At 45.7% G+C, this 20747-nt stretch carries 19 protein-coding genes and 1 tRNA gene; all 20 read right to left on the reverse strand.

Going from position 1 to position 20747, the window contains the following annotated elements; all coding sequences use genetic code 11:
* Positions 1-8: 8 nt before the first annotated feature.
* Positions 9-590: a ribosome biogenesis GTP-binding protein YihA/YsxC gene (gene yihA / locus CHH53_RS07905; protein ID WP_095215585.1), complete on the reverse strand. Its 582-nt coding sequence runs from the start codon at positions 588-590 to the stop codon at positions 9-11.
* Entirely contained in the window at positions 577-2910 is a 2334-nt protein-coding gene (gene lon, locus CHH53_RS07910; protein WP_095215586.1) for an endopeptidase La, read from the reverse strand. Before lon ends, yihA begins: the two co-directional genes overlap by 14 nt.
* 159 nt (positions 2911-3069) lie before the next feature.
* On the reverse strand, positions 3070-4347 hold the full coding sequence (gene clpX / locus CHH53_RS07915; RefSeq protein ID WP_095215587.1) for an ATP-dependent protease ATP-binding subunit ClpX: 1278 nt from the start codon (positions 4345-4347) through the stop codon (positions 3070-3072).
* Positions 4348-4747: 400 nt separating this feature from the next.
* Complete coding sequence (gene tig, locus CHH53_RS07920) at positions 4748-6037, reverse strand: trigger factor (protein WP_095215588.1); 1290 nt, start codon at positions 6035-6037, stop codon at positions 4748-4750.
* Between the two features lie 144 nt (positions 6038-6181).
* Positions 6182-7165 carry a DUF3196 family protein gene (locus CHH53_RS07925; protein WP_095215589.1) on the reverse strand — a complete coding sequence of 328 codons (984 nt, stop codon included), beginning with the start codon at positions 7163-7165 and terminating at the stop codon, positions 6182-6184.
* 155 nt (positions 7166-7320) lie between these two features.
* Entirely contained in the window at positions 7321-7653 is a 333-nt protein-coding gene (locus tag CHH53_RS07930) for a hypothetical protein (RefSeq protein WP_095215590.1), read from the reverse strand.
* 164 nt (positions 7654-7817) lie between these two features.
* Positions 7818-8555, reverse strand: coding sequence for a cyclase family protein (locus CHH53_RS07935; RefSeq protein WP_095215591.1), 738 nt, complete (start codon positions 8553-8555; stop codon positions 7818-7820).
* 337 nt (positions 8556-8892) lie between these two features.
* Positions 8893-9738: a nuclease-related domain-containing protein gene (locus tag CHH53_RS07940; RefSeq protein ID WP_095215606.1), complete on the reverse strand. Its 846-nt coding sequence runs from the start codon at positions 9736-9738 to the stop codon at positions 8893-8895.
* Between the two features lie 151 nt (positions 9739-9889).
* Positions 9890-10330, reverse strand: coding sequence for a cell wall hydrolase (locus CHH53_RS07945; RefSeq protein WP_095215592.1), 441 nt, complete (start codon positions 10328-10330; stop codon positions 9890-9892).
* A gap of 99 nt (positions 10331-10429) precedes the next feature.
* On the reverse strand, positions 10430-11029 hold the full coding sequence (locus CHH53_RS07950; RefSeq protein WP_095215593.1) for an SGNH/GDSL hydrolase family protein: 600 nt from the start codon (positions 11027-11029) through the stop codon (positions 10430-10432).
* A 38-nt stretch (positions 11030-11067) separates the two neighbouring features.
* The gene (locus CHH53_RS07955; protein WP_095215594.1) at positions 11068-11826 is read right to left on the reverse strand and encodes a response regulator transcription factor; all 759 of its coding nucleotides are present in this window, start codon (positions 11824-11826) and stop codon (positions 11068-11070) included.
* Entirely contained in the window at positions 11801-13579 is a 1779-nt protein-coding gene (locus CHH53_RS07960; RefSeq protein WP_158221511.1) for a cache domain-containing sensor histidine kinase, read from the reverse strand. Before CHH53_RS07960 ends, CHH53_RS07955 begins: the two co-directional genes overlap by 26 nt.
* A gap of 245 nt (positions 13580-13824) precedes the next feature.
* Positions 13825-14613 carry an SDR family oxidoreductase gene (locus CHH53_RS07970; RefSeq protein WP_095215597.1) on the reverse strand — a complete coding sequence of 263 codons (789 nt, stop codon included), beginning with the start codon at positions 14611-14613 and terminating at the stop codon, positions 13825-13827.
* 14 nt (positions 14614-14627) lie between these two features.
* Positions 14628-15908: a Gfo/Idh/MocA family protein gene (locus tag CHH53_RS07975; RefSeq protein ID WP_095215598.1), complete on the reverse strand. Its 1281-nt coding sequence runs from the start codon at positions 15906-15908 to the stop codon at positions 14628-14630.
* The gene (locus CHH53_RS07980; RefSeq protein WP_095215599.1) at positions 15905-16570 is read right to left on the reverse strand and encodes a YesL family protein; all 666 of its coding nucleotides are present in this window, start codon (positions 16568-16570) and stop codon (positions 15905-15907) included. The genes CHH53_RS07975 and CHH53_RS07980 overlap by 4 nt, the downstream gene beginning before the upstream one ends.
* Before the next feature lie 22 nt (positions 16571-16592).
* Complete coding sequence (locus CHH53_RS07985; RefSeq protein ID WP_095215600.1) at positions 16593-17432, reverse strand: carbohydrate ABC transporter permease; 840 nt, start codon at positions 17430-17432, stop codon at positions 16593-16595.
* Between the two features lies 1 nt (position 17433).
* Positions 17434-18327: a carbohydrate ABC transporter permease gene (locus CHH53_RS07990; RefSeq protein ID WP_095215601.1), complete on the reverse strand. Its 894-nt coding sequence runs from the start codon at positions 18325-18327 to the stop codon at positions 17434-17436.
* Between the two features lie 74 nt (positions 18328-18401).
* Positions 18402-19679, reverse strand: a complete 1278-nt coding sequence (locus tag CHH53_RS07995; RefSeq protein WP_095215602.1) for an ABC transporter substrate-binding protein — start codon at positions 19677-19679, stop codon at positions 18402-18404.
* Positions 19680-19927: 248 nt separating this feature from the next.
* On the reverse strand, positions 19928-20470 hold the full coding sequence (locus CHH53_RS08000; protein ID WP_158221512.1) for an RBBP9/YdeN family alpha/beta hydrolase: 543 nt from the start codon (positions 20468-20470) through the stop codon (positions 19928-19930).
* Positions 20471-20673: 203 nt separating this feature from the next.
* Positions 20674-20747: transfer RNA gene (locus CHH53_RS08005), tRNA-Arg, on the reverse strand.

Below are 20747 nucleotides of genomic sequence, written 5' to 3' on the forward strand. Positions count from 1 at the left end.
GTTATTTTTCATAGGAATTGTTTTAATACTCCCCATGCTTCTTCTTTTCCTTCACCTGTTTCCGAAGAAAATGGAAGGATGATATCATCTTGTTCAAGCTGCAGCTTATCAGCAGCACGCTTGATATGCTGGACCCGTTTCCCTTTTGGGATCTTGTCCAATTTGGTTGCCACAACGACAACCGGAAGCTCATAATGCTTCAGGAAGTCATACATGGTCACGTCATCCTTCGTCGGTTCATGACGGATATCAACGAGCAGGACAACCGCCTTCAGATTCTCACGTTCCGTGAAATACTCCTCCAGCATTTTACCCCATGCATTCCGTTCCTTCTTGGAAACCTTTGCATAGCCATAGCCCGGCACATCCACGAAATGAAAGCGGTCATTGATTTTATAAAAGTTCAATGTCTGCGTCTTTCCTGGCTTTTGGGATGTGCGGACCAAATTCTTGCGATTGATCATCTTATTGATGAATGATGATTTCCCTACATTCGAGCGCCCCGCCAAAGCAATCTCCGGCATATGTGTTTCCGGATATTGCTTTTTCGATACAGCGCTGATCACTATTTCTGCTTCAGTTACTTTCATGTTTATCTTCCACCAATGCGTATTTTAATACTTCATCAAGATGGCTGACTTTGATAAACGTCATGTCTTGCTTGATTGTGTCCGGTATATCCTCCAGATCCCGATCATTATCAGCTGGGAAAAGTATCGTTGAAATTCCAGCTCGATGGGCACTTAAGGATTTCTCCTTTAAGCCGCCGATCGGCAGCACACGTCCGCGAAGCGTGATTTCACCGGTCATCCCGACTTCCTTCCGTACCGGTCTGCCCGTCAATGCACTAGTCAAAGCGGTAGCTATCGTAATACCAGCTGAAGGTCCGTCCTTCGGTGTTGCCCCTTCTGGTACATGGATATGGATATCGTACTGTTCATGAAACGCCGGATCCACACCAAGCTCCTCCGCATTAGAGCGGATATAGCTGAATGCTGCTTGAGCAGATTCTTTCATCACATCGCCAAGTTTCCCAGTGAGCGTCAGTTTTCCTTTACCCGGGGATAAAGAAACTTCAATGGATAAAGTATCCCCGCCGGCAGTCGTATAAGCAAGACCTGTCGCTGCGCCAACTTGATTCTCCTCTTCCATTAAACCATAACGGAAGCGCGGGCGTCCAAGCAATTCTTCCACTTTCTTCGCAGATACAGTGACCCGCTTTTTATCTTCGGATACGATGATCCGTGCGACCTTACGGCAAACTGCCGCCAGCTGCCGCTCCAATCCACGTACACCGGCTTCCCTTGTATAACGGCGGACGATATGCTCGAGTGCCTCATCCTTCATGACGATATTGCTTTTTTTCAATCCATTCTCTTTGATTTGCTTCGGCAATAGATGTTCCTTGGCAATGTGGAGCTTCTCCACCTCGGTGTATCCAGCTATGCTGATGATTTCCATCCGGTCAAGCAAAGGTCCCGGAATCGATGCCAGGTTATTTGCCGTCGCAATGAACATCACATTGGAAAGGTCGTAATCCTCTTCAATGAAATGATCGCTGAACGTACTGTTTTGTTCCGGATCAAGCACTTCGAGCATCGCAGAAGACGGATCGCCGCGGAAATCATTGGACATCTTATCGATTTCGTCCAGCAGGAAGATCGGGTTCGTCGTCCCGGCACGTCTCATGCCCTGCATGATCCGTCCAGGCATGGCCCCGACGTAAGTGCGCCGATGACCGCGGATTTCGGCTTCATCCCGGACACCGCCCAATGAGATGCGGACAAATTTACGGTTGATGGATCTGGCAATGCTTGTCGCCAATGATGTCTTCCCGACCCCGGGAGGTCCAGCCAAACAAAGAATCGGACCTTTCAGCGAATTGGTCAGCTTCTGGACGGCCAAGTATTCCAGGATCCTTTCCTTCACCTTATCCAAGCCATAATGATCCTCATTCAAGGTTGCTTCAGCATGGGGGATATCCAGATTATCCTCGGTTTGCTTCTTCCACGGCAGGGCAATCAGCCACTCCAAGTAGTTGCGGATGACAGAGCTTTCTGCCGAGCTTTGCGGAACTCGTTCATAGCGCTGCAATTCTTTTTCTGCAACTTGCTTCATGTGATCCGTCATATCGGATGCTTCGATATCTGCCCGGAGCTGTTCGATTTCACCGGACTTGCCGTCACGGTCGCCAAGCTCCTTCTGGATCGCCTTCATCTGCTCACGCAAATAATATTCCTTCTGCGTCTTCTCGACCGATTGTTTGACACGCTGGCCGATTTTCTTTTCCAGATCAAGCACTTCCCGCTCGTTCGTGATGATCATGATGATATGGCGCAGCCGTTCCTTGACATCCTGCATCTCCAGGATCTCCTGCTTATCATCGAGCCGCAAGGACAAATGAGAAGTGATCAGGTCTGCCATGCGTCCCGGCTCCTTGATATCAGTCAATGTTGCCAGCGTCTCTTGACCGATTTTCTTTGAAACCTTTATGTATTGCTCAAACTGCTCCAAGAGCGCCCGCATCAATGCTTCTTCTTCATTTTTTGTGCCATGCTTGTCTGGTCTTTCCTCGATCTCGACCATGAACTGCTTGTCATCCTCCAAGAAGCGGATGATTTCAGCCCGGTATAAACCTTCCACCAACACACGCATCGTACCGTTTGGCAGCTTCATCATCTGGTTGACTTTCGCCACTGTACCTATGCGGTGGATTTCCTCTTCTGTCGGTTCATCCAAATCCACTTCCTTCTGGGCAGCCAGAAAGATCGTTTCCCCTTCCATCATTGCCCGTTCCAGTGCATGGACGGATTTTTCCCTGCCTACATCTAAATGCAAGACCATCGTCGGAAAAATAAGCAGCCCCCTCAAGGGCAGGAGAGGCGTTATCAGTGTCTTCTCTTTTTCCATCGTGACACCTCCAAATGTCTGTCTTCATCAGTTCTTCTTAAAGTATATACACAACCGTCATACTGTACCCATACTTTGTGAAAATCAAGAAAAAAATCCCTTGCCACCAACTGTAACAAGGGATTTGCTGTACATGATCATCTGCCTGTCAGATGGAAATCATGCACTCTCTTTCGGAGACTGCTGATTCTCATCAGTTACGGTACCATCATGCAGTACAAACTTCGGACGGCCATTCTCAAGCAGTACTGTATCTTTAGTTATGATGCATTTTTTGATATCGTCACGTGATGGCAATTCATACATGATATCGAGCATGATGCCTTCCATGATGGAACGCAGGCCACGTGCACCGGTTTTACGCTCGATCGCCAATTTAGCGATCTCACGAAGTGCTTCTTCCTCGATTTCCAATTCCACTTGATCCATTTGGAAGAGCTTCTGATACTGTTTCACCAAAGCATTTTTAGGTTTTGTCAAAATCTCAACCAAAGCGTCCTCATCAAGCGGCTCCAGGCTGCCGATAACTGGCAGACGGCCGATGAATTCCGGAATCAAACCGAATTTCAGCAGATCCTCCGGCAATACTTTGGAAAGGTATTCGCCTTTATCGAGTGCCTGGCTGCCTTCGTTGGCGCCGAAACCGATGACTTTATTGCCAAGACGGCGTTTGATGATCTGTTCGATGCCATCAAAGGCACCACCGCAAATGAACAGGACATTCGTCGTATCGATCTGGATGAATTCCTGATGCGGATGCTTACGGCCTCCTTGTGGCGGAACGCTGGCTACCGTACCTTCCAGGATTTTAAGAAGCGCCTGCTGGACACCTTCACCGGAAACATCACGTGTGATGGACGGGTTTTCGGATTTACGTGCCACTTTATCGATCTCATCGATATAGATGATGCCTTTCTCAGCTTTCTCTACATCGTAGTCAGCAGCCTGGATCAATTTAAGCAGGATGTTTTCTACGTCTTCCCCTACGTAGCCTGCTTCTGTCAAAGAAGTCGCATCCGCTATCGCGAATGGTACGTTCAGGATACGCGCCAATGTCTGTGCGAGTAATGTCTTACCGCTACCAGTCGGTCCGATCATGGCGATATTACTCTTAGACAATTCAACGTCATCTGAACTCTTGCCCGAATTGATGCGTTTGTAGTGGTTGTATACCGCAACGGCAAGATTTTTCTTCGCTTTATCCTGTCCGATGACGTAATCGTTCAGAATATCGCGGATTTCCTGTGGTTTCGGAATTTCTTTGAACTCAACTTCTTCCTCGTTCCCAAGTTCCTCTTCCACGATTTCTGTGCACAGGTCGATGCACTCATCACATATATAGACGCCTGGTCCGGCTACTAATTTACGTACTTGATCTTGGCTTTTGCCGCAGAAAGAGCATTTAAGCTGCCCTTTTTCTTCATTAAATTTAAACATCATTTCACCCCTCGAATGTAATATCTATATATGATATCTCGAAAGATCAAACACATTCTGGATGCGCCCAGCCTTCCTTTAGCCAATCATATCAGATAACAGCAGTATTAAAAAGCAAAACACTTTTTCCAACAGTATTAGCCAAATGCCCGCAGGTAAACCCTGCCATGGAAGATTTCCGCTTCCGCCCAATTGGTAAATCCTGCATTTCGAAAAAGAGGTACGTTTTATTATGGAGTTTTTTTTGTAAAAGTCAAATCATATGTATGTAGTATATGTAAACGAAAAAGCTGTTCATGCACGTAATTCCACAGAGGGGGTGATAATCCCTCTCTGGAAAATACGTTTATTTTTGAGAAAAACAAGGCACAGTGACTGCTGCCTTGTTTTCTGTTATGTCTTATGCAGTTTTGCTGTTATCAACCAAAACATCGATTGCTTTTTGGAACTTCAGATCATCTTTGATAGCATCTGTGTTGCCGCCAAGCATTGCAGTCAACTGCTCTTTATCTGTTTGGTACATTTCAGCCATTTTTTCAAGCTCTGCGACAACATCCTCATCGGTCACTTCCACGTTTTCCGCTTTAGCGATCGCTTCAAGTGTAAGGTTTGTTTTTACGCGTTTGCCAGCATCTTCTTTCATTTGCTCGCGAAGCGCAGCTTCGTCCTGTCCAGAGAACTGCTGGTACATTTCGAGCGTCATACCTTGCATTTGCAAGCGCTGCTCGAATTCACGGACCATGCGGTCAAGCTCTGTATCCACCATCGCTTCAGGGATATCGACTTTCGCGTTATCCGTAGCTTGGTTGATCAGCTGCTCACGTTTGTTGTTTTCCGCTGCATTTGTTTTTTCTTCTTGAAGGCGGTTTTTCGTTTTTTCACGAAGCGCATCCAAGGATTCCACTTCTTCGTCTACGTCTTTTGCGAATTCATCATCAAGCTCCGGAAGTTCCTTCGCTTTGATTTCGTGGATTTTCACTTTGAAGACTGCTTCTTTACCAGCAAGCTCCGCAGCATGGTATTCTTCAGGGAATGTCACGCTGATATCGGACTCACTGCCAGCTTCTTTGCCAACAAGCTGTTCTTCGAATCCAGGGATGAAGCTGCCGGAACCGATTTCCAAGGAATGGTTTTCTGCTTTTCCGCCTTCGAATGCTTCCCCATCGGTGAAACCTTCGAAATCGATGACGACTGTGTCGCCTTCTTCTACAGTGCCTTCTTCTTTGACAACCAATTCAGCTTGTCTGTTGCGAAGTGCTTCGATTTCTTTTTCCACGTCTTCGTCGGTTACCGTTGTATCTTCTGCTTCCACTTCAAGACCTTTATAGTCGCCAAGCTCCACTTCAGGCTTGACAGTTACAGTAGCTTTGAAGATAAGCTCTTTGCCTTTTTCGATCTGCTCAAGATCTACATCCGGCTGTGCAACAGGCTCGATGCCAGTTTCTTCAACCGCGTTCATGTAAGCTTGAGGAAGGACGATATCGATCGCATCCTGGTATAGGGATTCCACACCGAAGCGTTGTTCGAAGATTTTACGAGGTACTCTTCCTTTACGGAAACCTGGTACCTGAACTTGTTTTACAACTTTTTGGAACGCTTGGTCAAGCGCTGTATCCAACTCCTCAGGAGATAGGGTGATCGTTAGGACACCCTCATTCTTGCCTTCTGTTCTTTCGAATTTTGCTGACATAATATTCCCTCCAACATCTATCGTTTCTTACCTGTTAATCGTTCTCAATTCTAGCATAATATAAGTTATTAACTAGTACTGGTTTACAACCATCTCATTATAACATATTCATAGTCGCTTTCAACACTTACGATGCGAAGTCTGTCATTCCTCGGCGACAGTGAGATATTTTGCTTCGAACGTGATGATTTCTTCCATCATCGACGCGATTTTCTGCGCTTCCTCATCGGTAACCGCGGGCTGCTCGATTTGCAGATAACTGCTTGCCAGCTTCTGCAATGCAGCCGCCAGTACCGCCGATTCGTCTGCAGTGGGCGTCATCGGATATCTCACATACATATAACGGTACAATAACTTATACACCAAGTCGTAAAGTGATGGATTCTGCTGCTCGAGAAGATGCAAATGCCCCAGAACCTGTTCCATCCCTTCCGATTTTTCCACTAACGCCACATTCTCCGGAATCACGGTAATCGTTTCTTTCATTTTATGTATGGTGACTGGGAATTCGATTTCTTGTTTGATGAGCCACTCCAATACCGCTGTCTGCACGACTGGATCGGCTTCCTCGTCCAGAAGGAAAGCTTCCATCTTCTGCACATGCGGACTGACATCGAGTGAATGGCATTTCTGGATGAGCTGCCATTGAAGGGCAGCATCCTGATTCTTCCTTGCTTGATCGAAATTATGTATAAGCTGATCCGCTGTCGTCTGGCTCTTATCCTCTGCCATTTTACGGCTCACCTTCTGCAGCTGGTCGAATGATGCCTTAAGCGGCGCCGGAATTTCTTCTTTCTCATACACATCATCCAGCATTTCCACCACTTCTTCATAGCGCCCAAGCTGGAATAGCAAAGTCAAATGAATATGTAAGTATTGCAGATAATCCTTATCCTTGGCTTCCAGCAGCTGCAAGGACATCTCCTCGGCCTCTACATGCCTGCCCAGCTCCATCAGGCAAATCAGCCGCCCAGTCAGGATCTCCGGCTGACGAAAGCCATACTCCAACAGCTGTTCGAACTTATCTATTGCATCTGTGTAATTCTTCTCCTGGAGCTCCTTCATCCCTTCCTGCTCCAGCCGCGTCTTCAGACCCGGGAACAGGACTACATTATTCTCTTTATCCATCGGCAACATCCTTATCAGATTTTCAGTTCAAGACCTGGTAACAGCTATACCCTTAAATGTAACAAAGAAAACGCAGAATGCAAACTTTTAAATGACAAAAAGCTGTGAATCCATTCATTCACAGCCTGATATAAAGGCAGCCGCTACTTCTTTGGCTAGTCCCCGGGGCTCCGTCTTCTGAAAGGAATGACATTTTCCATACTGGGAGCTGATTCTTCATCATCTTCTTCATCCAGAAAATCAAGCAGCCGCCGCTGCATCTCGCCCATTTCCGCCGCCAGCGTTTTTTCCTCATGGTTCAATTCATAGATATCCCGCTTGATCTGAAGGTAGAATTCCTTCAATGGCTTATCCGTATACTGGCCGAGAAGCCTATCGGATAATGTATACTCCTGCTGCAGTTCCAAATCGTAGATACGGACCATGAAATGCTTTCCGAATGGCACAGATCCAATGAATCGATAACGCTTCGTCTCATCTATATACATAGGCCACCTCCATAGAAAGTGTAGCATGTCCCGGCAGCGATATTGCATATTTTCTCCATAATATACAGAAAACTTACATTCCATGGATCGACATCATTCGGATGGATGCCAATACTGTATATGATTTCGTTCGATTATAATAGAGAGCGATAACCTGCGGTACTTTATGGAAGTACGGCAAAGGAACGGACCGGAAATCCTGACGCTTTTCCTGCTTTCGGTACGATATTGAAGATGAACGCTCCTTTCGCTGGCAGCTGATCGAGATTCGTCAGCAATTCCACTTGATAGGAGTCCTGCTCCAGCACATAATATTCACCAAGCAAGGCACCGTTCTTTTGGAAATCGACGGCTGCATCCGTATCAAATGTCTCGTGTCCCACCGCCTTGATATGCCGTTCTTCATATAGGAATTGCAGTCCTTCCAATGACCAGCCCGGGGAGTGGCTGTTACCATCGCCGTCTTTGTTATCCATCTGCGCTTGATTCGGCCAGCGCTTGCTCCAGTCAGTGCGCAATGCCACAAATGTACCTGGCTCGATTTTGCCGTGTTCCTCCTCGAAAGCAAGGATATCCTCCACAGCCAGCGAGTAATCATGATCGGCAGCCGCCTCTTTCGATTTATCGATCACGACGAGCGGCAATACCAGTTCCTTCAATTCAAGCTCTTCCAAATATCGCGTATCACGAACAAAGTGGATCGGGGCATCCAAATGTGTTCCGTACTGTCCCGGGAAAGTAAAGCTCTGGGCAAAGAAGCCATCATCATGGGAGAACAGCGTTTCGAACTTTGCCGGGGAAAAAGCCGAGAAGTACGGGGAATCCGGCCCGAAGGTATGGGTGAGATCCACCCATACCTTCTCTCTTAGTACTTCCAATGCTTTGCTTAACTCGTTTGACATGAACGATCACCTCATGGAATCAATTTTGCAGACATAAAGAACCCCTTCTAAATTAAGTAGAGATTCGCTGCCTGTATGCAGGTCGGTTCTTACCTAGTCTGGAATTAGCACAGTGGACACAGTCTGCTGCTGAGGCTTCCAAAGGCCGGTCCCTCCACCTCTCGAACGAGAGAATATTCTGTTAGTTGATGGTGCTTCAAAATCCGCATACTAAGGTGGGAATACCAAAGAAATTCCACTTTAGAAGAATCCTACTAGTGAATAGAGATTTTATACAACTCTTATGTTGAGTACTACTTTATTAATTTTACCTGCAACAACCCTCTTCCCACACTGCTTATTTCTTGCTTTTTTGGTGTTCAAAACAATAGACTCTGCCATCAAAGCGCTTATAATTAGCCTTGCAGTAATCCTCCACCTTCTTAGATACTTCAACATCACACCTAAAACACTTCGCCTTGGTAGCAGACTTTACTACAAGGGCTTCATTCTCTTTCCTATTATTTCTTAATGAATCAATATGTTCCTGCCTCTGATTAGGATCGGTTATGTTATTTTCACTTAATCTACGATGCATTCTTAGAATATCTTCATCAGAAAACCAAGGAGATTGGACTTGCACTCTTAACACATTCATTTTTCTACTTATGTATTCAGTAAGTTCCGTATCATATACAATTAAATCATTCGACTGTATTTTCCTAAGTTCTTCATTGACCTTGAGCGTACATCTTCTGGTAAAGGAGACCATGGAAACAACATTCGAATCTTCCACATCTGACAGTATCGATTTCAGGGCTTGTATATGGCCAAAATTCTGATGGAATGGATTTATCATCGGAAACCTTCCATTCACACTCCACTTATGTCTATTTCGATCGCCATAAATTGTTCCCGCATAATTCTTTGTTTCAACCACGAAGATTGCCCAAGAGGTGAAAATGACATGATCAATTTGGGAATAACCCGATTTAGCTCTAGGGTTATGGAGCAATACATCACTCAGATATCTGCTATTCTTAGGTAATTGATCGAGCTGTATGTTGATTTTATACTCTCCGAGTTCGCCAATCCTTGTGGAGGCTATTTTTGGTTTCTTTTCCTTCGAATCATTCTTTTGCTTTTCCGTTTTTATATTTGATTTCCTCGGTATAGATAATTTTCCTAACAACTTTTGCAGCAATTGGTTCCGCCTCTTCTCAAGTAGCAATTTCTCCATTATTTATATAATTCTTACAGTAAAATAATCGTACCATAAAGAAATAAAGAAGATAAGGCATATAAAATCAAAAAAAGAACCACCTTATAGAAGGTGAATCCTTTTTCATTTACTCTCACCCCATATACACACTATCACACGTCCCAGCCTGCGGCTCATAAAAACAGTGATCCTTGAACTGACCCGCAAACGGCTGTCCATACCATGTCGGCGGGCATGGTGCATAAGGATTGAAATACCAAAGCGCATACGCGGCAGGATGTTGTCTCCAGGACTTCAAATTCCTTTCTGCCAATCTTCTTTCCTGTTCACGTGCTCGCTGATAAAAGACATTCCCTTTTTGGACAGCTTCAAATGAAAAATTCCCGCCCTGCACTTGGAAGATGACATCATTGATCGTTCGTATATCCGCAAAATCCAAACAGTCAGCCACAGCGCGGTTTACAATGACATTCCCCACAAACAGCATTCCCAGCTGCCCTTCTCCTTCGGCTTCCGCCCGCATCATCCTGGCCATCAAATCAATGTCTGAACTATTGTATTGGACCCTTGCCATTTGATCACCCCACTCACAGTATAAAAACTCACCTTGTTTTTAATGTATTATAGAGGGGCTTCGTCTTATGTCAGTTACATTTACGCTTCCTTTCTGTATTCAAGTCATTTCAGCAAAATATGCTTCCAGCCAAGTGTCGGCCATCAAGCGATTACCGGCGCTGGTCATATGGACGCCATCTGTGGTCAGATTTGTTTTCTTCGTGGTTTGCAAAAAGGCAGTATGAGTGCGAACGAGTGCCGCATCATGCTTGTCAGCTAGTTCACGGACGATCTCCACATAGGGAATCAGCATTCTATTTCCTTTTGAATCGTTTTTTTCCTCGATGATTGTCGGCTCCATGAGAAACAGCACAGCACCAATCTGTCTTGCTCCAAACAGGAGCTTGTCATAGATTTTCCTGAATTCATCAGGATAAATCTGCTGTATCTGCGGCTGATCCAATTGTCTCCATACATCATTGATCCCGATGGAAATCGATACTAAATCTGGAGCCAGCGAAAGCACATCTCCCTCCCACCTCTCAGCCAAGTCAGTGATACGGTTTCCTCCCACTCCCTTGTTTAGGATTTCTACTTCTTTTTTCTTAGACAGTTCATCTTCGATCATTTTCACATAACCGTCCCCGATATCCCGGGGATCCTCGAATCTGCCGCATTCGGTGATGCTGTCTCCTATAAAAATCCATTTTTCACCCATCTGCTGTCCTCCTCAAAATCATTCCCTTTACAATCCGCTTACTTGTTCTTTATCCACTCCGTCGGGCTGCAGCCTGTTTGTTTCTTGAAAATATTACTGAAATATTGCGGATTATTTCCATACCCTAATTGCTCTGCCAGCTCAAATACCTTGATATCTTTCTGTTTGCCCATGATTTCCACTGCTTTATCTATTTTACGTTTCACCACATAAGCAGAAAATTTCTCTCCCACTTCTTTTTTGAATAATTTGCCCAGGTAATCGGTGTTCATATATAACACTTCGTTTGCAATCCATTGCAAGGACAGGCTGGGATTTTCAATATTTTCCTTTATCGCAATGATCATCTTATTGACAACGGACGAGTACTTTGCCAGTTCTTCCGTATCCTCATTTGCCAGATGGATTCGCATTTTATTTTCTTCCGCCAGTTCTTGAACGACTTCCGTCAAAGCTTCATGAATGTCCTCTTCACTTGATGGCTTGAGCAAATAATGCTTCACGCCAAAGCGCATGGCTTTCTGGGCATATTCGAATTCGTTGTAGCCGGATAAAAGTATCCATTTGATTGCTGGAGAGACTTTGCTTCCTTGTTCAATCAAACCCATCCCATCCAAGCCGGGCATGGTAATGTCTGTAATGACGATGTCAGGGACATGTTCCCGGATGAATTCCAAGGCTTCTAGCCCATTCCTTGCTATGCCATGCAAGACGGTTCCTTGCTGCTCCCATTCTACGATAGAAGATATCCCCTCAAGCAGCATCGGCTCATCATCTACCAGCAGAACTTTGAACAAGATCGCCCCCTCCTTCAAAAGGAATTGTCAGCATTACCTTCGTTCCAGCAGCCGGTTCACTTATCACCTGAATGCCATAAGCCGGACCGAATAATATTTTCAATCGGTTATCGATATTCCGGATACCCAAGCCCGTTCCCTTGGGACGATAATTCCCGCTGGATAATGTATGAATGAGCTCCTGCTCCATGCCTGGTCCGTCATCGCTCACCGAGATGTTCACGTTTTCCCCTTCTTGCACTGCCTCGATGCCAATCGTACACACCCCGACGATCTCCTGCAGGCCATACTTAATCGCATTTTCCACCAAAGGCTGCAGGCTGAATTTGGGCACCTTGCAGGAAAGAAGATCATCAGGAATATCAGCATGGAAAACCAATCGCTCCTGAAAACGATAAGATTGGATCATGATATAATGCTTTACAATATCCAGTTCTTCTGCAAGCGGAATCAGGGCGTCCTTCGTTTCCAAAGAGGAACGTAAAATAAATCCCAGGGATGTCGCCATGCGTGAGGTTTCCTGTGTCTTCCCAAGCTTTGCTGACCAATTGATGGATTCCAATGTGTTATAGAGGAAATGAGGGTTGATTTGTGCTTGGAGTGTTTTGAATTCAGCATCCTTGATCACCAGCTGCTTCTTATAATTCTCTTCGATCAGCCAATGGATCTGGTTCATCATTTTAGTGAAGTTTTCATGCATTTGGCCTGCTTCGTCCTTGGAAAATAAAATATGACTCTCTTCCTTAAAGTCTTTGACCTCCCCTTTTTGCACTCTTTTCATCTTTCTATTCAATGCTTCGATCGGATTGATGATTCCTTTGATAAAGCGGATGCCCAGAAACAGCAGCATCACAAATAATAGAAGATGGATGATCAATACGGTTCTTTGCACCAAAGTCACTGCCTGGAACAATTGGCTGTATGGAGAAGCTATCATATAGGTCCAATTCGTATAAGCTGCAGATGCATACGTCACAAAATAGCGGTCATCCTCATAATCCACGACTTGATAGCCTTCTCTCCCCTGGACACTGGCCATTAAAAAGGAATCCTTCTCTGAGGCTTCCTGCGGGAAAATGATTTCCTTATTCGAATTGGCAATCAAAAGCCGCATCTCTTTGTTGTCCAAACTATTTTGGAACGAAGAGACGATATCTCTCATATCAAATCGCACTACGATGATACCCAGTCTTTCAAAGGAAAGATCGGGATAAGCATTCACTTCCCGAGCCACCACAAACGAGTCATCCTGATCACCAGGAGCAAACCATGCTGCTCCGCCATCCTTTTGGTTCGTTTCTTGTTTATATTGCAGCAAGCGCTCGTTTTCGATCGTGATCACACGATTTCCCGCGCTATAGCCCCTATCGGCAGTGTCGTACAGCTGAATGGAATCCACTGATTCTTCAAAGGCCCCCAAGTCGATGAGCCTTTTTTTTATTGCGTCCCCGATCAGGTACGCCTTATAATCATCCTCCGTTTCTTTCAAATCATATAAATAGGACTGTAAATAGGAATCCGTCGACAGCCTGTACGAAAACCCTTTCATTTTTTCGATTTCCTTTTCTATCAAAGCCGATGATACCTTCAGTGACTGGGCAGACTGACGATGAATCTCGTCATTGTACGCAACCAGTGCATATTGCAAAAGGACAAGCCCGCCTATGCTGAAGGATACAAGGACGAGGGAGAGTAAACAAAACAATTTATATTTCAATTTTAAATTAGAGACAAAGTTTTTCAGTCTTTTCATGATGCCTCCCCTCATAGCCGAGTTCCCATCCAAGCGACATATATAATCTCTAATTCTATGGGGTGGAAATGATATCCTCTATCATCACCTGATTTATAAAGACAACATGCGTCGTCAAGAGCTTCGGACAGATGAGCTCGATAGCAAATCATTGCGGCCAGGGCGGCTGCTTGATTTGCTAATTCCAAGGCCAGCGAAAACACCATGACACTTTGCATGGTGTTTGTTCCCAAGAAGCTGACGCCCTATCCGATCAATAATGACTCTGCCCCATCTATATAGATTTCGGTACCTGTAATATGACTCGAGTCATCGGTGGCCAGGAACTTTACTAAATTCGCCACTTCCTCTGGTTTGCCGGAACGTTCATCCAACGGTTTGCTTCCTTCAGGGAATTCAACAGGTACTTTGATTTCATCCAGATTCTTGGATTTCTTGATTGATTTGCTGAAATCCGTTTCAATCCCTCCAGGACAGATGACATTCACCCGGATATGGTATTTCGCCAGCTCCAGAGCTGCCATCTTAGCAAAAGCCGCTTGTGCAGCCTTTGACGTGGAATAAGCGGTGAAGCCGGCTTGGGAAAAGACTCTATTTCCGCTGACCGAACTGGTGATGATGATGCTCCCGCCCTGCTTTTTCACATGGGGAATGGCTGCCTTCACAAGGAAAAATGTTCCATTTAAATTGATGTCATGCACGTTTTTCCAATTATCAATGCTCATGGACTCAATCGATGCAGCCTGGCCGACAATCCCGGCGTTTGCGAATACTACATCGATCCTGCCCCAATGATCCGTCATTTTTTGGACAGCCATTTCAACTCGATCATAATCAGCGATATCACAAGGGATGGTCATGACTTGGAACGCTTTCTCTTGCATCTCCTTTTTAACTTCGGACAATTTCGTATCATTCACATCCAGCAGGCAAACCCGAAACCCTGCATCAGCTAGCTTCATCGCAGCAGCCTTGCCGATCCCGGAAGCTCCGCCGGAAATGATGGCCGTTTTCTCCACCAAAACATCCTCCATTCGACTATTTGGTTCTATAGATTGATTAATTCACTGATGTTGACTGCATTTCCCGACCTCAAAGAATGGTTGCCGGCGATGCCAGTCATGATGGACATGGCGCCATCCACATGAGAGGCTGCGCGTTTGAAAGGGTCGGGCACAGGCTTTCCGAATAAGTCTTGCAGCATCGCCATATCGCCTCCGCCGTGGCCTCCTATTCCCGCATCCACTTCGACCTCATAAGGTGCATCGAACATAGGACGTACAACGATGGATAATTGTTCAAGCTGCCCTTCCTCGGCTTTTTCGCCGCCGGAGTTCACATAGGACTTCTCTATGATCCGCGCGTCGATTCTGCCTTTCGTTCCATTGAAGGAAACGATGAAACCTTCCCATGGCAGATAGGCATTCAAGCTGTACGTCAGGATAGCTTTACTTTTATAGTTCACCAGTACTCCCAAAGTATCCTCGATACTTATGCCATCCCCGAAAACACTTTGATCCCTTTGATAGCCATCCTCTTTTTCCGCATCCAGGTACATCGCTTTCAAATGTTCATTCCCCTCCAGATCAAGGGCGAAAGGGTCGTGCCTTGCCTGCTCGCTTTGATAAGCACGCTGGTAAAATGCCGTTTCTCCCCTCTGTTCAGCGTTTTCCCTGCCATAGAAAAGCAGATCGCCTGTCGCATAAACACGCTGGGGCGCCGAGTCCAGCCAGAAGTTCACCAAGTCAAAGTGATGCGTGGACTTATGCACGAGCAGGCCGCCGCTGTTTCGTTTATCTCGATGCCATCTGCGGAAATAATCCGCTCCATGCTTCGTATCCAGCGCCCATTCAAAATGCACGGAGTTCACTTTCCCAATGACACCTGAGCGGATCAATTCCTTTATTTTTGTATTATGCGGGGCATATCGATAATTGAATGTGACTCGGACTTCCTTCCCCGTCCTTTGGATGGCATCCAGGATTTCCTGACATTTTCCTTCATCCGTCGTCATCGGTTTTTCCGTGATCACATCACAGCCAAGCTCCAATGCCCTGATGATATATGAATGATGCGTTCGGTCGATGGTCGTGACAATGACAATATCCGGCTTTTCCTTTCGAATCATCCAATCAAAATCAGCCGCATGGTACATTGGTATGGCAGGATGCTGATACTTATCCTTCAAAAGCTGATTGGCATAACGCATCCTGACCTTGTTTATGTCACAAAAACCAGCAAGTGTACAGGCCTCCTTGAAATCCCTGGCAATTGCCCCATAATAAAATTCCGCCCGGCCGCCTGTTCCGACAAGCGCATATTTTTTCACAGCATGGCTCCTCCCTTTCTTTGTTGTTTTGTCAGGACTGATTGGTTTTCCTTTGCTTGCAGATTTGCAGATTTCTTCTCCATTCTCTCAAATGCCCTGGCAGCTGGCATCATGATGATCAAAGCAAGGATGCTGAAGCTGAAAAACAGTGCCAGACCTTGGAAATACCATAACATGGACCCCGCTCCCATCGTTCCGATCAGCATCAGGAAGGTTTGGCACGGATTCAGCATCATGATAAAGAAAGCTCGTTTCACGATTTGGAGCGGCTTCATCTCATAATGGACCAGCATCGGAAACGCGTACAAACCCGCTGAAAAGGCAAAGGAAGTGATGATAAGGAATGGAATGGTCAAATACAAGGCAGCGTCTGGAGCCGCAGTCAGGAATAGGAAGTCCAAATAAAGGATATATCCCAGCAAAACGAACATATACCCCAGCTTATTACTGTTGATGAACTCCTTTTTATACGTTTCCAGGAAGGTGCCAAAGATTGAAATATCCGTCTTGCCTTGAAGCCATTGGTGAATGATGGTCAGCATGGCAGCCGTCGCAGGAAAAACCCCGAAGACCACCAGCCCCGGCAGCAGGAAAATGAGCCAAAGGATGTTGACATACGCCATCCTGGTGATCCATTCCAGCCCTTTATTGATTGCAGACATAATGCCGTCTCCTTTCTGAAATCTATCCTTTCAATCCAGTCGTGCTGATTCCTTCCACCACATAACGCTGGAAGATGAAGAAAATGACAAACACCGGCACGAGTGTGACAATCGACATGGCGAACATCGCTCCCCAGTTCGAGACGGTTTCGTTGCTCAAAAACATATTAAGCGCCATCGAGACCGTGTATTTTTCAGGACTGTTCAAATACAGGACAGGTCCGAGCAAATTATCCCAAGTCCAATAGAAGGTGAAAATAGCCGTTGTCGCCAAGGCAGGGACGATGAGCGGGAGAATCACCTTATAAAAGATCTGGAATGTATTTGCCCCATCTATTGTCGCCGCTTCATCCAGCTCCCTTGGAATGGTTCGGATGAATTGCACCAGCAAAAAGATGAAGAACGGATGGCCAAAAAAGGCGGGCACGACCAACGGCTTCAGGGAATTCAGCCAGCCAAGCTCTGAGAAGATGATATACTGCGGAATCATGACAACCTCATAAGGCAGCATCAATGTCACGAGCATGATCATGAACCAAAAACCTCTCCCGGCGAACTTCAGCCTGGCAAAACCAAAGGCAATCAGCGAACAAGAAATCAGGTGGCCGGCCAGCATCCAGATGACGAAAACAATCGTATTCTTGATGAATGTCCCAAATCCATAACCGCCAAAGCCCTCCCACCCTTGCGTATAATTCAATAAAGTGAACGGATCGGGGATGAGCGAGCCAGCTGTGACAAAAATATCGCCGCTCTCTTTGAACGAGCTGACAAACAGCCAAATGACCGGATAAAGCAACAGGATGGCAAAGCCGCCGACAAGAATATGGTAAAGATAATATCGAGGTCCTTTTTTAGTCATCTTACTTCCCCTCCGACTCATAGTGAACCCAGTATTTGGATGTCCAGAAGATGATTCCTGTCAAAGCCGCCACAATCAGCAGCATCACCCACGCCATGGCCGAGGCATACCCCATATTGAAATACTCGAATCCTTGCTTGAATAAGTACAAGGAATAGAGAAGCGTACCATCCAGCGGACCGCCAGTACCCTTGGAAATGATGAAGGCAGGTACGAACGTCATGAATGCAGAGATCGTCTGCATGATGATATTGAATAATAAAACCGGGCTCAGCATCGGCAAGGTGATACGGAAGAATTTCTGGATGAAGTTCGCGCCATCCACACTGGCCGCTTCATAGAAACTGGCCGGAATGGATTTCAAGCCTGCCAGGAAAATCAGCATGGAAGATCCAAACTGCCAGATGGATAGGAAAATCAGCATCCATAGAGCTGCTGTCGGTTCGCCAAACCAGCGGATCGCATCCAATCCGACACTTTCCAACGCCAAGTTCACGATTCCATCATCTCCGAAAATATTCCGCCACATGATTGCGACGGCAACACTGCCGCCAATCAGGGAGGGCAGATAATACAGCGTCCGATACCAGCCGACAGCCCGCGATCCGGCATTCAGCAGCATGGCAACAAGCAAAGCAAATGCCAGCCTGAGCGGTACCCCGCCCAATACATAAATGAAAGTAACCTTCAGTGATTGGATATAGCGAGGATCTTCGGTGAACATTTTGATATAGTTTTCAAACCCGATCCATTTGGGTGAATCGAATAATCCATAACTGGTAAATGAGAAATACAAAGAAGCTAGCATCGGCACGATGGTAAAGGCTAAAAAGCCGATGATGAATGGACCGATGAAAAAATATCCCCATAAATTGCTCCTTACACGTGCATTCAATCACTACACTCCTCTCTTCAGGCAGGTGCAATCAAGACGACAGCTGATCGGCTGTCGTCCTGGTCCCATTCTTGCTATTGCCCAAGCATGCCCTCCGCTTGGCTTCTGAAACTTTTGGCAGCATCCTCAGGCGAAAGCTGACCATAGCTGATTTGCTCTGCCAATGTATCCAGCAATTCGATGACTTCCCCTGCACCGGCCGGATCCGGGGCACCCATCGGGGAACTATTCGTTTCTGCCCATTCGACATATTCAAATACTTGCTGCTGCGCCTCGGAAACTTCATTTTTCAAAGCATCCTTCACTTCTGAAGAGCCAGGGACACCACGGTCGCCAAGAATCAATTTATTCGCTTCGACATCATTCATGAAGAAATCCAGGAAATCAGCGGCAGCTTCTTTATGCTGGGAGTTTTGGGATACAGAGAAGAACATACTCGGCTTCAAATACAGTCCCTCGGAGGTGCCTGGACCAGGCATCGGCGCAATTTCCAGCGGCTTCCCGGCCACCTGCTTCAATCCCACGAACTGATTGGACCATTGAAAAATCCCGACACCCTCTCCTTTGACAACCGGATCATCCTCGATTCCCGTCACCTGGGCAAGTACATCAGGCGTCGGCGTCGCCCCTTTATCCACTTGCTCTGCGATCATCCCAAAGAATTCCACGAATAGCTGATCATCCTCATAGCCTAATCCGCTGCCATCTTCGGCATACAAACGTGCACCATTCGAACGAAGATAATAATCAAAGAAAACATCCGGCTTTAAATGTGTGTCAAAATAGACACCTTGCGCAGCCGCTTTATCCGACATACTCCGATAATCTTCCCAGGTCCACCCTTCCGCAATTTCACTTCCAAGACCCAGCTCCTCCAACAATTCCGGATCGTAGTGGAACCCGACCGCGTTCACACCCGTGTTCATTCCATATATACCATCATTGATCTTCCCGCCATTGACGTAATCCTCCGTCATATTGCTCGTGTCGATTTGCTCCCCTAAAAACGGCGTCAAATCCGCCAGCTTATTCCCCTGGGCATACTGCGCCAAATAAGAAACGTCCATCTGCACGATATCCGGCAATTCATTTGCAGCTGCCTGCGGCGATAGCTTCTGCCAATAATCATCCCAGCTCGCATACTCCGCCTCGATTTCCACATCTGGATTCTGTTCCTCATACATCTCGATTACTTTCGTTGTATAATCATTTCGCGGCTGATCGCCCCACCACGCAATCCGCAGCTTCACTTTGCCATCATCCGATCCCGAACTGCTCCCCTCATTGCTGCAGGCAGCAAGCAATAAAACCATCATCATCCCCAAAACCAACAGAAGCGATTTTCTTCTCATATCCAGTCCCCCCAGGCTTAATGTAAGCGATTACATTTTGATTTTACCAAAAGAATGGGAATGGAAGGTATATAGAAAACAGAGGTAAATGTTTAAAAAGGAGAGATAAGCCAACTACTTCTTTAATTGCATTCCTAAAAATAAAACAGACTCCAAAGTACTTTTTCATGCACATTTTGGAGTCTGTCTTATGCGGCGACAGCCAAATGACCACCATTCAGCTAGCCTGTATAAGTACTTTCAAATCTTCATAACCAATAGGTTTTTACCATATCTTTTACAGCCGGCATCGTAACAATACCCTTTCCTGCTGTAAAATGCCCTCCATCAGGCAATAAAATAAAAGGTATATCTAATTCTGCCGCCAATTCATTTGAAATCTGCCAATCAACGATCCTATCCGTCCTGGATGCAAGAAGGAATGATTTACCTAATAAGTGTTTTACTTTAGCTACGTTTATATTTGCCATATAATCATCAAATTGAGGAAATTCCACTAGCTTTCTTGCAAATCCGGATACGAATATAACTCCTTTGATTTGCACTTCATGACGAAGAAGATATCTCAGAAACGTGATACAGCCTAAGCTATGACAAATGAAATAGGCACCAATCGGCTGTAAGACAGCTCTGTCCAAATCCTTATCCCATTGTTCCACATCCGCTGACGAGGCATCCGTATAGTTTACAATATGTATATCAAATTCACCTCTGTAGCTTTGCTTAATATCTGCTTGCCAATTAAGCTTAGGCGACCCGCCATATCCATCGATTATATACAATTTATCCAATCTCTTTTCCCCCTTCCATACTGATATCATTATTATAAATTAATTTCTTCTTTGAAACACAGAATGCATGAATGGCAGCATATGTTTGAAAATATCCTGAATAGATTAAGAGATGATTTATATCCATCCCGCAATAAATTAAAAAAAGAGGGATCGCTCAAATCGTTATATCAACGCTTCGAGTGATCCCTCTTTTTATTCAGCGTCCCAGGAGAGATTCGAACTCCCGACCCACAGCTTAGAAGGCTGTTGCTCTATCCAGCTGAGCTACTGGGAC

It is taken from the genome of Terribacillus sp. 7520-G (assembly GCF_002271665.1).
Lineage (GTDB): Bacteria > Bacillota > Bacilli > Bacillales > Amphibacillaceae > Terribacillus.

What these genes read in the sequence shown, in the direction of transcription:
- yihA (WP_095215585.1), bottom strand. Translation starts at nt 590, where the DNA reads ATGAAAGTAACTGAAGCAGAAATAGTGATCAGCGCTGTATCGAAAAAG.
- lon (WP_095215586.1), bottom strand. Translation starts at nt 2,910, where the DNA reads ATGGAAAAAGAGAAGACACTGATAACGCCTCTCCTGCCCTTGAGGGGG.
- clpX (WP_095215587.1), bottom strand. Translation starts at nt 4,347, where the DNA reads ATGTTTAAATTTAATGAAGAAAAAGGGCAGCTTAAATGCTCTTTCTGC.
- tig (WP_095215588.1), bottom strand. Translation starts at nt 6,037, where the DNA reads ATGTCAGCAAAATTCGAAAGAACAGAAGGCAAGAATGAGGGTGTCCTA.
- CHH53_RS07925 (WP_095215589.1), bottom strand. Translation starts at nt 7,165, where the DNA reads ATGGATAAAGAGAATAATGTAGTCCTGTTCCCGGGTCTGAAGACGCGG.
- CHH53_RS07930 (WP_095215590.1), bottom strand. Translation starts at nt 7,653, where the DNA reads ATGTATATAGATGAGACGAAGCGTTATCGATTCATTGGATCTGTGCCA.
- CHH53_RS07935 (WP_095215591.1), bottom strand. Translation starts at nt 8,555, where the DNA reads ATGTCAAACGAGTTAAGCAAAGCATTGGAAGTACTAAGAGAGAAGGTA.
- CHH53_RS07945 (WP_095215592.1), bottom strand. Translation starts at nt 10,330, where the DNA reads ATGGCAAGGGTCCAATACAATAGTTCAGACATTGATTTGATGGCCAGG.
- CHH53_RS07950 (WP_095215593.1), bottom strand. Translation starts at nt 11,029, where the DNA reads ATGGGTGAAAAATGGATTTTTATAGGAGACAGCATCACCGAATGCGGC.
- CHH53_RS07960 (WP_158221511.1), bottom strand. Translation starts at nt 13,579, where the DNA reads ATGAAAAGACTGAAAAACTTTGTCTCTAATTTAAAATTGAAATATAAA.
- CHH53_RS07970 (WP_095215597.1), bottom strand. Translation starts at nt 14,613, where the DNA reads ATGGAGGATGTTTTGGTGGAGAAAACGGCCATCATTTCCGGCGGAGCT.
- CHH53_RS07980 (WP_095215599.1), bottom strand. Translation starts at nt 16,570, where the DNA reads ATGTCTGCAATCAATAAAGGGCTGGAATGGATCACCAGGATGGCGTAT.
- CHH53_RS07985 (WP_095215600.1), bottom strand. Translation starts at nt 17,432, where the DNA reads ATGACTAAAAAAGGACCTCGATATTATCTTTACCATATTCTTGTCGGC.
- CHH53_RS07995 (WP_095215602.1), bottom strand. Translation starts at nt 19,679, where the DNA reads ATGAGAAGAAAATCGCTTCTGTTGGTTTTGGGGATGATGATGGTTTTA.